The organism is Pseudosporangium ferrugineum (genome assembly GCF_003002065.1).
GTDB classification, from domain to species: Bacteria; Actinomycetota; Actinomycetes; order Mycobacteriales; family Micromonosporaceae; genus Actinoplanes; species Actinoplanes ferrugineus_A.
Genome location: NZ_PVZG01000002.1, coordinates 493,887 through 505,897 on the forward strand (window position 1 = coordinate 493,887; position 12,011 = coordinate 505,897).

13 protein-coding genes are annotated in these 12,011 nt (G+C 74.7%); 4 read left to right on the forward strand and 9 right to left on the reverse strand.

Features of this window, described 5'->3' with window-relative positions; translation table 11 throughout:
• Window positions 1–3: 3 nt before the first annotated feature.
• Complete coding sequence (locus CLV70_RS06390) at window positions 4–1,623, reverse strand: DUF4331 domain-containing protein (RefSeq protein ID WP_106125408.1); 1,620 nt, start codon at window positions 1,621–1,623, stop codon at window positions 4–6.
• 186 nt (window positions 1,624–1,809) lie between these two features.
• Entirely contained in the window at window positions 1,810–2,292 is a 483-nt protein-coding gene (locus CLV70_RS06395) for a hypothetical protein (protein WP_106125409.1), read from the reverse strand.
• 80 nt (window positions 2,293–2,372) lie between these two features.
• On the opposite strand from CLV70_RS06395, the gene CLV70_RS06400 reads away from it, so the two are divergent.
• The gene (locus tag CLV70_RS06400) at window positions 2,373–3,449 is read left to right on the forward strand and encodes a hypothetical protein (RefSeq protein ID WP_245908061.1); all 1,077 of its coding nucleotides are present in this window, start codon (window positions 2,373–2,375) and stop codon (window positions 3,447–3,449) included.
• Here the strand turns inward: CLV70_RS06400 and CLV70_RS06405 are convergent.
• The 4 genes from CLV70_RS06405 to CLV70_RS06420 form a co-directional block, all read right to left on the reverse strand.
• A complete protein-coding gene (locus CLV70_RS06405) occupies window positions 3,446–4,477 on the reverse strand; it encodes a 5'-3' exonuclease (RefSeq protein ID WP_106125411.1) in 1,032 nt (343 codons plus the stop codon). The two genes, CLV70_RS06400 and CLV70_RS06405, sit on opposite strands and share 4 nt — an antisense overlap.
• A 174-nt stretch (window positions 4,478–4,651) precedes the next feature.
• Window positions 4,652–5,566 carry an ABC transporter substrate-binding protein gene (locus CLV70_RS06410; RefSeq protein WP_106125412.1) on the reverse strand — a complete coding sequence of 305 codons (915 nt, stop codon included), beginning with the start codon at window positions 5,564–5,566 and terminating at the stop codon, window positions 4,652–4,654.
• Window positions 5,567–5,578: 12 nt separating this feature from the next.
• Window positions 5,579–7,546 carry a putative bifunctional diguanylate cyclase/phosphodiesterase gene (locus CLV70_RS06415; protein ID WP_106125413.1) on the reverse strand — a complete coding sequence of 656 codons (1,968 nt, stop codon included), beginning with the start codon at window positions 7,544–7,546 and terminating at the stop codon, window positions 5,579–5,581.
• A 30-nt stretch (window positions 7,547–7,576) separates the two neighbouring features.
• On the reverse strand, window positions 7,577–7,921 hold the full coding sequence (locus tag CLV70_RS06420) for a TetR family transcriptional regulator C-terminal domain-containing protein (RefSeq protein WP_245908062.1): 345 nt from the start codon (window positions 7,919–7,921) through the stop codon (window positions 7,577–7,579).
• A gap of 38 nt (window positions 7,922–7,959) precedes the next feature.
• Between CLV70_RS06420 and CLV70_RS40075 the strand changes: the two genes are divergently transcribed.
• Entirely contained in the window at window positions 7,960–8,163 is a 204-nt protein-coding gene (locus CLV70_RS40075) for a hypothetical protein (RefSeq protein WP_170148572.1), read from the forward strand.
• Window positions 8,164–8,233: 70 nt separating this feature from the next.
• On the opposite strand, the gene CLV70_RS06430 is transcribed toward CLV70_RS40075, so the two are convergent.
• Window positions 8,234–9,166 carry an NADP-dependent oxidoreductase gene (locus tag CLV70_RS06430; RefSeq protein ID WP_106125416.1) on the reverse strand — a complete coding sequence of 311 codons (933 nt, stop codon included), beginning with the start codon at window positions 9,164–9,166 and terminating at the stop codon, window positions 8,234–8,236.
• Window positions 9,167–9,216: 50 nt separating this feature from the next.
• On the opposite strand from CLV70_RS06430, the gene CLV70_RS41675 reads away from it, so the two are divergent.
• Window positions 9,217–9,843: a TetR/AcrR family transcriptional regulator gene (locus CLV70_RS41675; RefSeq protein ID WP_211303654.1), complete on the forward strand. Its 627-nt coding sequence runs from the start codon at window positions 9,217–9,219 to the stop codon at window positions 9,841–9,843.
• Here the strand turns inward: CLV70_RS41675 and CLV70_RS06440 are convergent.
• Window positions 9,827–10,309, reverse strand: coding sequence for an ester cyclase (locus CLV70_RS06440; protein ID WP_106125418.1), 483 nt, complete (start codon window positions 10,307–10,309; stop codon window positions 9,827–9,829). The genes CLV70_RS41675 and CLV70_RS06440 overlap by 17 nt on opposite strands.
• A gap of 57 nt (window positions 10,310–10,366) precedes the next feature.
• On the opposite strand from CLV70_RS06440, the gene CLV70_RS06445 reads away from it, so the two are divergent.
• Entirely contained in the window at window positions 10,367–10,987 is a 621-nt protein-coding gene (locus CLV70_RS06445) for a TetR/AcrR family transcriptional regulator (protein ID WP_106125419.1), read from the forward strand.
• Window positions 10,988–10,996: 9 nt separating this feature from the next.
• Here CLV70_RS06445 and folP read toward each other — a convergent pair whose 3' ends face one another.
• Window positions 10,997–11,890 carry a dihydropteroate synthase gene (gene folP / locus CLV70_RS06450; protein ID WP_245908063.1) on the reverse strand — a complete coding sequence of 298 codons (894 nt, stop codon included), beginning with the start codon at window positions 11,888–11,890 and terminating at the stop codon, window positions 10,997–10,999.
• Window positions 11,891–12,011: the final 121 nt, after the last annotated feature.

Consider the following 12,011-nt stretch of genomic DNA (forward strand, 5'->3'; position numbering starts at 1 on the left):
TCCTCAGAACCGGGCGGTGTCGTCGGGCAGGATGCGGCGGCGCCGGACCAGCCAGTACCAGGTGCCCACCACCAGGAGCAGGCCCGAGCCGGCGGTGGCCGCCACCAGGACGTACCGGGCTCGCGTTCCCGTGCCGGGGGAGTCCTGGGTGGAGGCGGAGGCCGGGCGCAGGGCGGAGCGGGATGCGGGCTTCTCGATCGCGGCCGTGCCCCGGGTCTGGTTGGGCAGGGCGAGGTACGGGAAGTCCGTGCCGAACTCGGCGTCGTTGGCGTCGACGCCGTCGCCGGCGGCCAGCGCGGCGACGAGTTTGCCCGACTGGGCGGCGCCCTCGACGGCCTGCACCGAGATGTCCACGGCGTCGTCGGTGAGCCGGCGGCCGTTGGGGAAGCCCTGGAGGTCGCCCTTGAGGACGCCGAGACGGTCGGGCCGGTCCGCCACCGGTACGCCCAGGTTCAGCCGCAGCATCTCCGAGGGGCGGAACCGGCCGGGGTCGACGTCACGGTTGTTGAGCTGCGAGTTCAGGTCCGCCTTGATCGGGCCGCCGGCCTTGGTCGTGACGCCGGTCAGGAAGATCTCGACGAGGTCGTTGCGGGGGGTCTTCGGGGCGGGGATCCCGTACACGCCTTCGATGAGTTTCGGCAGTTCGGGGCGGCGGACCCGGTCGACCACGGCGGGCACGCCGGCGTCGCGGTGCGGGGGCAGGGCGTTGAAGGCGTCCTTGAGCCCGGCCGGCACCACCACCTCGTTGACCAGCGGGTTGCCCAGGCGGGAGACCTGCACCCGGTCGTCGCCGACCTTCGCGGGGGAGCCGGTGAGGCGTACCCGGTTGCGTTCGGTCGTGGTCCAGATCCCGATGACCGGGTTGCGTTTCGCGTCGCCGCCGAGGGCCACGTCCTTGAACGGCACCTGGATGGCGACGCTGTTGACGTTGTAGCCGGCGAGGGTGTCGCGGCCCGTCTCGCTCAGGTCGCCGCCGTAGAGCAGGTCGAAGACGCGCAGGTCGAGGAAGAACGGGTCGTCGGCCTGCCCGGCGAACAGTTTCCACCCGCCGTCGAGCTGGATCGTGGCCTGGTCGCGCAGCTTGCCGTAGTCCGGCATCGACGCCGCGCCGATCCGCGACGGTGCCACCGGCGCGCCGGTCACCCGGGTCTTGAACGGCGCGCCGCCGAACGACGACTCGAGCTTGTACGTCTGCCGGAAGAGCAGGTTCTTGTCGTTGAGCGAGGTGACCGGCCCGTCGTTGTAGAGGAAGGTCCGGTTGCCGCGGCGGTCCTCGGTGGAGAAGGTCCAGCGGAAGACGGCATCCGCCTTGGCGTCGCCGTCGCTGTCCACATTGATCAGGTACGCGGCGTCGGTGGCGAACGGGTAGAAGTTGGGGCCGCCGTCGGGGTCCTCGAACGGGATCCAGTTGGCGATGAACGTGACGTAGCCGGGGCGTTCGGGGCTGACGAAGGCGTACAGGTCGGTGGTGTCGGCGGCGGGATCCGCGGCCGTCAGCGGTGCCTCGCGGTGGCTGGAGGCCACGGAGGACTGCGGTCCGAGGGCCGCGACGGACGCGGCGAGCACGAGGCCGGCGGCGAGACCGGGCAGAGCCCGGCGCCGTCGGCGGAGAAGTGGGGTCATCACTGTCCTCCCGTAGGGGTGCCTGCGGGAGGACTTCGGTTCCCGGGTGCGCCCGGACGGGTGGCAGTCGGATTCCTGTCACCGACCCATCCACCGCCACCAGCGGCTCCGAACCGGCCTAATCGCCACCGCCACCAGCGGCTCCGAACCGGCGTAAATCGCCGCCGTCAGCGGCTCCGAACCGGCCTAATCGTCGGCGTCGGCGTCGCTGTCGTCGCCGGGGGCGGTGCGGCCGGCGCCGTCGCGCAGCCGGTCCATGCGGTCGGCGCCGCGCTGGACGGCCTCGCGGGAGCGGTGCAGGAACTCGTTGCTGCGGCCGGTCTTCGCCGAGGTGCGCTCGATGGCGCCGCGGAAGCGTTCGATCGGGTCGACGACGCGGCTGTCCTGCCGGCCGGCGTCCTCGTCGAGCAGCCGTTCGCGCTGGTTGGCGGCGGCCTCCCGGGCGTCGGCCTCGAGCTCACGACGATCGGCGAGCCGCTCGCGGGCGTCGGCGAGCTGGTCGCGGGCGTCGGCACGGTGGTCGCGAGCGGCGGCATGGTGGTCGCGGGCGTCGGCGAGGCGGTCGCGGGCGTCGGCGGCGTGTTCCCGTGCGGCAATCCGGCGTTCCCGCTCGCTCAAGTCCGCCGCCCTCCGCCCGTCCCCGTCGTCGTCCGCGTCCGCCCCGCTCACGACCTCACACTACCCACGTGCGCGGGCCGGTCACACCACAGCGCGCAGTACTATCGGCGGACCCTGACCGGAGGTGTGCCGTGCCGCGAGACCGCCGCCCGCGGCCCGGTGTGGGGCTGCTCGCCGCGCTCGCCGCCGGGGCCCTGCTGCTCGCGGTGCCGCCGGCCGCGTACGGGCGCCGCACGCCTCCCGCGCCGGCGGCCGTGGCCTGGCCGGGGGTGCAACGGGCGAGCCTCCCGGCGGATTTGGCGGACGGCACCGCGTACGAGCCGGGGGTGTTCGTCGACGCGCGGACGTCGGCCGGCACCGCCCGCAGCCGGGACGGCCGGACGTTGCGGCTCGTCGTGCGCGCCGCGGACGGCTCGGTGCGGCTGCTGCGGGCGCTGCCGTCGGCGAGGAACCCGTCGTTCCAGACCCTCACGGTCGCCGGTGGCCGGTTCGTCTGGTTCGAGCGTACGGACGGGGGTGTCCTCGAGGTGTGGGGCGCCGCGGTGGCGGGCGGCCCCGCGCGCCGGATCACCGCGGACGCCGGGCAGGCGCGGTTCTACCGGTCGGACGACGACCTGGTGTTCGCGGACGGGCGGCTGCACTGGGTCGCGGCGGGGCCGGGCGGGGCGACCGAGGTGCGTGCGGTGGCGCTCGCGGGCGGCCCGGTCGACGTCCGCGTGGTGCCCGGGACGTGGCGCCTGCTGAGCTGGCCCTGGCTGGTCGACGGGATCGCCGACACGCGGGGCGCCACGACCCTGCGCAACCTCGCGACCGGTGCGGACGTGGCGGTGGCCCGGCCGCGGAGGGGCACGGTGGGCTGCAGCCCGGTCTGGTGCCGCATCGTGTCGCTGGACGACGAGGGCTACAGCCGGATCGAGCTGATGCGCCCCGGCGGCGGCGACCGCCGGGAGGTGGCCGGCGGCACGGCGGCGACCGAGATCGTCGACGTGGCGCCGCTGGACCGGTTCGAGGTCTTCGTCACGATCGGGCGTACGGCGGAGCTGACCGGCAACGCCGAGCTGCTGGTGCACGAGACCGGCACCCGGCGCACCGTGCAGGTCAGCCCCGACGCGGGCAGCGTGACGTACCGCAACGGCGTGCTGTGGTGGTCGACCGGCAGCCAGGAGAGCTTCGTCCGGCACACGCTGGACCTGCGTACGGTGCGTTAGAAAAGCGACAGCTGGCCCGGGGTGGGATCGCGGCGCCCGCTCAGCCCGCCGCGGATCACCCAGGGCCGCAGCTCGGGGATCGGGTCCTCGTCGCGGGGTTCGCGCTGCGGCGGCACGCCGCCGGTGAGCGCCCACAGCGACGGCCCCAGGTTGATCCCGCGCGGGCGCAGCGCCCGGCGGAAGCCGGCCAGGCTCAGCGGCAGCCGGGTGGACTCCAGGTCGGGCAGGTCCAGGTCGGTGCGCATCCGCATGAGCCGCCGGTTGCGGTCGATCAGGTCCCGTACGCCGTCGGCGGCGAGCTGTGCCGCGGCCTTGTCGCCCACCGCCTCGCGCACCAGGTGCTCCTCGCCCGCGTCCAGGGCGGCCCACGCGCCGTCGACCGTGCCGAAGGCCGCGAGCAGCTTGGCGGCGGTGGCCGCGCCGAAGCCGCGGACCCCGGGCAGGTTGTCGGACGGGTCGCCACGCAGGGCCGCGAAGTCCCTGTACTGCCACGGCTCGACGCCGCACAGCTCGGGCAGCCCGGCCGCGTCGACCAGGACCGCCTCGTCGAAGCCGCCGTTGCGCACCCGCAGCACCGAGGTGGTCTCGTCGATGAGGGCGAACGCGTCCCGGTCGCTGGTCATCAGCACCGAGCGCCAGCCGTGCCGCCGGGCGTGGGCCGCGGAGCTGGCCAGCACGTCGTCGGCCTCGTACGCGCGCGGCACCACCGTGCGCACCCCGGCGGCGGCCAGCAGCCCGGGCGCCCCGGCGATCTGCTCGCTGAGGTCGGCGGGCTTCTCCGGCCGGTGCGCCTTGTACGCCGGGTAGTCGGCGCGCCGGGCGGAGTCCTCGGGGCAGTCGAAGCCGACGATCAGCGCGTCCGGCCGCAGGTACGCCGCGGCCCGCGCGATGTACCCGACGAGCCCCCGCAGCGCCCACACCGGCCGGCCGTCGCCGTCGAGGAACCCGTCCGCCGCACCCGCGTGGTACGCGCGATGCACCAGACTGTTCCCGTCGAGCACGAGCAGCAGGGGGACCGGGGGCGGCACCCCGCGAGTGTAGGCCCGCGCCGGGCTCAGTCCGTGCCGGACTCCCCGCCGCCCGCGCCGGGCTCAGTCCGTGCCGGACTCCCCGCCGCCCGCGCCGGGCTCAGTCCGTGCCGGACTCCCCGCCGCCCGCGCCGGGCTCAGTCCGTGCCGGACTCCCCGCCGCCCGCGCCGGGCTCAGTCCGTGCCGGACTCCCCGCCGCCCGCGTTGATCGACGACGCGGTCAGCGCGCCGCTGCCCAGCCCCCAGCGTTCGAGCAGCTCCGCGTACGCGCCGGAGCGGATCAGCCGGTCGAGCGCGTCGCGCAGGCTGTCCCGCAGGCCGGTGCGGCCCTTGGGCACGGCGAGGCCGTAGAGGCCGGGCTCGTACTGCACGGTCGAGGCGAGCTGGAAGTACGCCCGGGTCCGCGCGTCGGTGGTCAGGTGCACCGCCGGCGGGTAGTCGGTGAGGCTCGCGACCGCCCGGCCGGTCCGCAGCTGGAGCACCGCGTCCGAGTTCGTCTTGTACGTGCGGATGGTGATCGGCCGCGCGCCGCACCCGGGCTGCGAGCGTTGCAGCAGGTCGACCTGGATGGTGCCCTTCTCGACGGCGACGACCTGCCCGCACAGGTCCTTGAGGTCGATGACGCCGCGCGGGTTGCCGCGTTGCACGACGATCGACGTACCGGCGGCGAAGTAGTTGATGAAGTCGGCCTTCTTCTCCCGCTCGGCCGTGTCGGTCATCGCCGAGAGCACCCCGTCGTAGGCGCCGTTCTTGGCCTCGCCGAGCGCGGTGTCGAAGTCCGCGGGGACCATCTCCACCTTGACGCCGAGCACCGCGCCGAGGGCGGCGGCCAGGTCGGGATCGAACCCGATGACGGTACGCCCGTCGGTGCCGTACGACTCCATCGGCGCGTAGCTGGGGTCGGTGGCGAGCCGGATCACGCCGCTGTCGCGGATCTCCTGGGGCAGCGCGTCGTGCAGCGCCCGGTCCAGCGCGACCGTGCCGGCGCCGGTCGTGCCGCCGCCGGCCTCGCCGGTGCCGCAGCCGCCGGAGACGACCGCCAGCACGACGCCGGTCAGCGCGAGCCCGGTCCTGGTCAGCTTCCTCATGGCGGTGCCTCCTTAGGATCGCGCGACGGCGGGCAGGTCCCGCCGGACGTCGCCGGTCGTGCTCTCGATCAGGTCGTTCCAGGTCAGGGGCGGTGCGAGCAGCGAGCCCTGGGCCGCGTCGCAGCCGGCGTCCTCGAGCCAGCGCCGGACCTCGGGGCTCTCCACCCCCTCCGCGGTCACCCAGCAGCCCAGTCCGTGCGCGAGTTCGATCACCGAGCGCACGATGGCCTCGCTCTGCGGGTCGCGGCCGAGGCTGCTGACGAAGACCCGGTCGATCTTGATCTCGGAGACCGGGATGTTCCGCAGCTGCGAGAGGCTGGTGTAGCCGACGCCGAAGTCGTCGACGGCCACCCCCGCGCCGAGCGCGACGAGGTCGACCACGGTCCGGGTGGCGATCGCGGTGTCGCCGGCCAGCGCGGTCTCGGTCACCTCGAGCATGAGCTGGTCGGCGGGGGTGCCGGTCTCGGCGAGCGCCCCGGCGACGAAGCCCGCGAAGTCCGGCTCGTCCAGGTTGCGGGCGGAGACGTTGACCGCCACCGGCCAGCTCCGCCCGGCCGTGGTCCAGTCCCGCTGGTCGGCCAGGGCCCGGCGCAGCACCCAGGCGGTCAGCGGCTGGATCAGCCCGGACTGCTCGGCGGCGGGCAGGAAGTCGGCCGGCGGCAGCAGCCCGCGTACGGGATGGTGCCAGCGGACCAGGGCCTCCACGCCGCAGATCTCGCCGTCGGAGAGGCGGATCTTCGGCTGGTAGTGCAGCACCAGCTCGTCGCGTTCCAGGGCGTGCCGCAGCTCGGCCTGCACGACCAGCCACTGGGTGGGGTGCGCGACGGCGCCGCCGGCGTACACGACGATCCCCGAGGTGCCGCGTTTGCCCTGGTACATGGCGGCGTCGGCGCGCTGGAGCAGCTCCTCGACGCCGGTGCCGTGCTCGGGGTACGCGGCGACGCCGAAGCTGGCCTCGATGGTCAGCGGGATGCCGTCGAGCACGACCTCCTCGGTGAGCCGGTCCCGGGCACGGGCGAGCAGCGCCGGCGCCTCGGCGGGGGTGACGCCGGGCAGGATCAGGCCGAACTCGTCGCCGCCGAGGCGGGTGACGGTGTCCTCGGGGCGCAGCGCGGACACCAGCCGGTGCGCGACCACCCGCAGCAGCTCGTCGCCGGCGTGGTGGCCGAGGGTGTCGTTGACCTCCTTGAAGTGGTTGAGGTCGACGAGGGTCACCGCGCCCCGGCGCGGAGCCGTCTCCAGCGCCGCCTTCGCCCGGGCCCGGAACGCCGCCCGGTTCGGCAGCCCGGTGAGCCCGTCGTGCATCGCCTCGTACTCCTGCCGGGCCGCGTAGCGGCGCAGCGACCGGGTGGTGGACCAGGAGATCAGCGCCAGCACCAGGTAGAGGCCGACCAGGCCGGCACCGAGCCGCCAGTACGTGATCCGCAGCTGCTCCCGGAGCCGCGCGGCGATGCTCTCGTACGGCAGGTAGAGCTCCAGCACCCCGATCGCGCGCCCGGACGCGCTGGCGACGACGGGCTGGAGCACCCGGATGACCTCGCCGGGCCCGCGCTCGGGGTCGGCGACCACGGCGACGTCGGTGCGGCCCACCGCGGCGGTGGTGAACGCGGGATCGGAGACGGGGATGCCGCCGGCCGTGGAGCCGTCGTCGGAGAAGACCACCTGGCCGGTGAAGCTGCGCAGCCGCATCCGCAGCACCGAGCCGTGGAAGATGGCGAAGTCGGTCGCGGCCTGGAGCCGGTCGCGCTGCGCCACGGTCAGCCCGGAGGTCAGGTCGGCGTCCTCCAGCGCGGGCGCGACGGCCATCTCCTCGATGACGACGGCCTGCGCGCGGCCCTGCTCCTCGCCCTGTCGCGCGGCGTCGTCGCGGTAGCCGTTGACCAGCACCACGCCCAGCACGGCGACCGGCACGAGGCTCGCGGCGGCATACGCCACGAACAGCCGTGACCCGCCCCTGGCACCCCTGCTCCGCAGCCGCACGCCGGGTCTATCGGCGCGCGGGTGCTCCGCTCAAGGAGAACTGAACAGCAGGTCGAGGTGGGCGTCGAGGGCGGCCGGCGCCCGCTCGGGGGTGTACTGCCCACCGAGCAGGTAGACCCCGAGACCCTCCATCAGCGCCAGCAGGCCCGCGGCGGCGGCTTCCGGATCGCGTACGGGCAGCAGCCCCGCGAAGAACCCGCTCAGCTCCGCGGTGTCCGCCCGCAACGCCCCCGCCTCCGGCCGCACCGCGGTGTACGCGAGGAACGCCAGCGCCACCCGCCCGTCGTCGCGGCTCTCCGCGTCCAGCGGCAGGACGGCGGTGATGATCGTCCGCAGCAGGTCGCGCGGCGCGGGGGTGTCGCCGAGCCGGGCCACCGCCGCCGCGGCCCGCGTGGATCTCGTCCTGCCCGGCGATGCCCCGCAGCAGCGTGGCGGCCCGGGCGGCGGTCCGCAGCGCCGCCGCATTCGCCGCCCCGGTGCGCGACGATCCGGCGACCGGCGCGAACCGCGGGTCGGCCAGCACGTACTCCATGGCCGCCTGCGCCCGCGGGCCGAAGTGCTCCTGCAGCCGCTCGCCCACCTCGCGCAGCTCGCCGAGCCGCGACCGTACCGTTTGACAATGCGACTGCAACGTAAAACCTCGCTGCTCGACGAGGACGCGACGCTGCCACGGGGAGGGGCCGGCCTCTACGGAGTGAGGACGATCTTGCCGCGGGCGTGGCCCGACTCGCTGAGCTCGTGCGCGGCCGCCGCCTCGGCCAGCGGGAACACCGCCGCGACCGGGACGGTGAGCCGCCCCTGCCCGGCGAGTCGCACGGCCGCGTCGAGGGCCCCGGCCGACTGCGGATCGGCGCCCTGCCCGCCGCCGGTACGGGACTGGTGCACTCCGTGCGCCGCGGCGTCCAGGTCGGCGATGGTGACCACCCGGGCGGGGCCGCCGGCCAGCGCCACCAGGTCCGGCAGGGAGCCCGAGCCGGCGCAGTCGAACACGGCGTCCACCCCGCCGGGCGCCAGGTCCGCGACCCGCCCGGCCAGGCCCGGGCCGTACGTGGTCGGCGTGGCGCCCAGCCCGGCCAGGAAGTCGTGGTTGCGGGTGCTCGCCGTGCCGATCACCGTCGCCCCGCGGGCCGCCGCGAGCTGGACCGCCATCGTGCCCACGCCGCCGGCCGCGCCCTCGAGCAGCAGCGTGGTGCCCTCCCGCACGCCGAGCAGGTCCAGGACCCGGGTGGCGGTCTCGATGTTCGCGGCCGCGCCCCCGGCCGTCGTCCAGGACCACGCGGCCGGCTTCGGTGCCCACAGGGTCAGCACGGCGTAGCCGGCGTTGGCGCCGCCGAGGCGGGCGAGGTCGGTCATCCCGAAGACCTCGTCGCCCGGCCGTACGCCGGTCACGCCCGCACCGGCCTCGTCCACCACGCCCGCGGCGTCGACCCCCGGGATGTGCGGCAGGGGGATCGGGAGCCGGTCGCGGAACCGGCCGGAGCGCAGGTACCAGTCGCCGGGCGTGACGCCCGAGGCGAGGACCTTCACGCGGATCTGTCCCGGTCCGGCGTGCGGTTCCGGCGCGTCCGCGACCCGCAGCACGTCGCTGGGGCCGTACTCGGAGAATTGCAGTGCTCTCATGCCCCGGACGCTAACGGGACGCCCCCGTCCACTTGGCTAAAGTGAGAGCGGTGACCGCCCCTTTGCCTCAGCCGCTGCGCTCCGACGCCCGCGACAACCGCGACCGCATCCTCGCGGTGGCCCGGGCGGTGTTCGCCGCCGAGGGGCTCGACGTGCCCCTGCGGGAGATCGCCCGCCGGGCCGGCGTCGGCCCGGCGACCCTGTACCGGCGGTTCCCGACCAAGGAGTCGCTGGTCGTCGCCGCCTTCGCCGAGCAGATGGGCACCTGCGGCGCGATCGTCGCGGAGGGCGCGGCGGACCCGGACCCGTGGCGGGGCTTCCGCACGGTGGTCGAGCGCCTCTGCGACCTGCACGTCCGCGACCGCGGCTTCACCGTGGCGTTCCTGACGGCCTACCCGGGCGCCATCGACTTCACCGCGACCCGGGAGCGGGCCCTGACCGCCCTCGGCGGCCTCGCCCGCCGCGCCCGGGAGGCCGGGGCCCTGCGCCGCGACTTCGTCCTGGAGGACCTCGTCCTCGTCCTCATGGCGGTCAACGGCATCCGGGCCCCCTCCGAGGCGGGCGCGGTGGCGGCGGCCCGGCGCTTCGCCGCGCTGGCCATCGAGGGCTTCCGCGCGAGCGGCGACGTGACGCCCCTGCCTCCCGCCGTCCGGCTGCCGCTCATCCCCGTCCGGTAGGGGCCGCTGGCCCGCCCGCCGCGGCCTCGATGGCGGACCTGAAGTCGGGGCCGGCCCCGATCTGGGCCAGCAGCACGTTCGCCGAGTTGTAGCAGTGGAACCGCTCGATCTTCCCGTCCCGCAGGTACCAGAGATCCGCCGTCGGTACGTCGATCCGGTTGCCGGTCGGCGGGATGGCGCCGATCGGGGTCGGGAACGCGCCGAGATGCGTTCCCTGAATGCGCAGCTCGACGGCGACGACCTCACCGATCGCGTGCAGCTCGAGCAGCTCGCGGTGGATGTCGGGGAAGACGCCGGCCAGGCCCGTCAGCGCCAGGGGGATCTCGTCGCCGCGGAAGCTCTGCGCGTTCGGCATGTCGTGGAACGATCCGTCCTCGGTGAACAGGGCCCGGAAGCCGGGCCCGTCCAGGACCGATCCCTCCGCCAGCCGGTACGCCTCGCGGACGATCTCTTCGTTGCTCTTCACGTCGTGCCCCTCCCGATCGGTTATTGACTGGATGGACAATAACGTATTCTCACTGACGTGGCCCGTCCCCGGAAGTTCCTCGAGAGTGATGTCGTCAGCAGCGCCGGCGAGGTGTTCGCCGTGCACGGTCTCGCCGCCGCGACCCTGGACGACCTGGTGCGGGCGACCGGCCTGGGGAAACAGAGCCTGTACAACGCGTTCGGCGGCAAGCGGGAGTTGTTCCTCCGGGCGCTCTCGGAGGACCGGGAGGAGGCGACGCGTGCCGTCTCGGAAGCGCTCGGGCACGACGACGCCTCGCCGCTGGAGCGGATCCGGGGCCACATGCTCCTGCTGGCGATCGAGTTCAGCGGCAGCGACCGGCGGGTCTCGCTCACCACGCGGGCGCTGGTCGAATCGACCGGCGAGCAGGATCCCCTGTCGACGGTCACGAGGGCCGGCATCGAACAGCTCGCCGAGGTCTACGCCGGATGCCTGGAGCATGCCCGGGAGAACGGCGACCTCCCGGACGACGCGAACGTGCAGTCCCTGGCGATGTACTTCGTCGCCGTCACCCGCGGGATGGAGCTGCTCGGCCGCGCCGGTGTCGGCCGCGGCGTTCTCACCGCGGTCGCCCTCGACTCGCTCCGCGCCCTCGACGGCGAGCGGATGGCGGACGCCGGCGACCACCCGCCGGCGTGACCGGGCCCGCTAGCCCGGTGCCGGCATGTTGTGGCGGGTGTACGCCGGCTCGCGCCAGCCCAGCATCGCCTCGGTCATGCGGACGGCCTCCACGGCGGGCCGCACGTCGTGCACGCGGACGATGCGGGCGCCCTGGAGGACGCAGAAGACCACCGCCGCCAGGGTGCCGGCCAGGCGCTCGCGCTGCGGCACGTCCAGGGTCTCGCCGATGAAGTCCTTGTTGCTCACCGCCGCCAGCAACGGGTGGCCGAGCTCCGCGACCTCGCGCAGCCGCCGGGTCACCTCGAGGGTGTGCCGGGTGTTCTTGTTCAGGTCGTGGCCGGGATCGATGATGAGCTGCTCCGGCCGTACGCCGCGGTCCAGGGCGAGCCGCACGCGCCGGCGCAGGAAGTCCGTCACCTCCGCCGTCACGTCGCCGTAGGCGGGGGCCGGGTACGGCGTCCGCGGCGCCGCCAGGCTGTGCGTGATCACCAGGGCGGCGTCCGTGCCCGCCACCACGTCGGCCATCGCCGGGTCACGCAGCCCCGACGTGTCGTTGATGACACCCGCGCCCGCCTTGATCACCTCGCTCGCCACCTCGGGCCGGTACGTGTCCACCGACACCACCGCCCGGCCCTGGGCCGCCTCGACCACCGGCAGCACCCGGTCGAGCTCCTCGGCGGCGGTCACCTCCGGCCCCGGGGCGAACGGCACGCCGCCGATGTCGATCCAGTCGGCGCCGGCGTCGGCGGCCGCGCGTACCGCCTCGGTGGCCCGGTCGAGGGCGAAGGTGCGGCCCCGGTCGTGGAACGAGTCGGGGGTGCGGTTCACGATCGCCATGATCGCCACCCGCCGCGAGAAGTCGTACGGGCGACCGCCGACGACCCGTTCGGCGCTGATCAACGGCGGCGTGTAGTGGTTCACGCCCGGAGACTAACCCGGCACCTGAGGTGCGGGAATTAGGGGCTCCCGGAGATGATCGCGGAGCCCTAGGGTGCAAGGGGTGACGGAAGCGGGACTCGCGGTCAACGACGTGCGGGGTCCG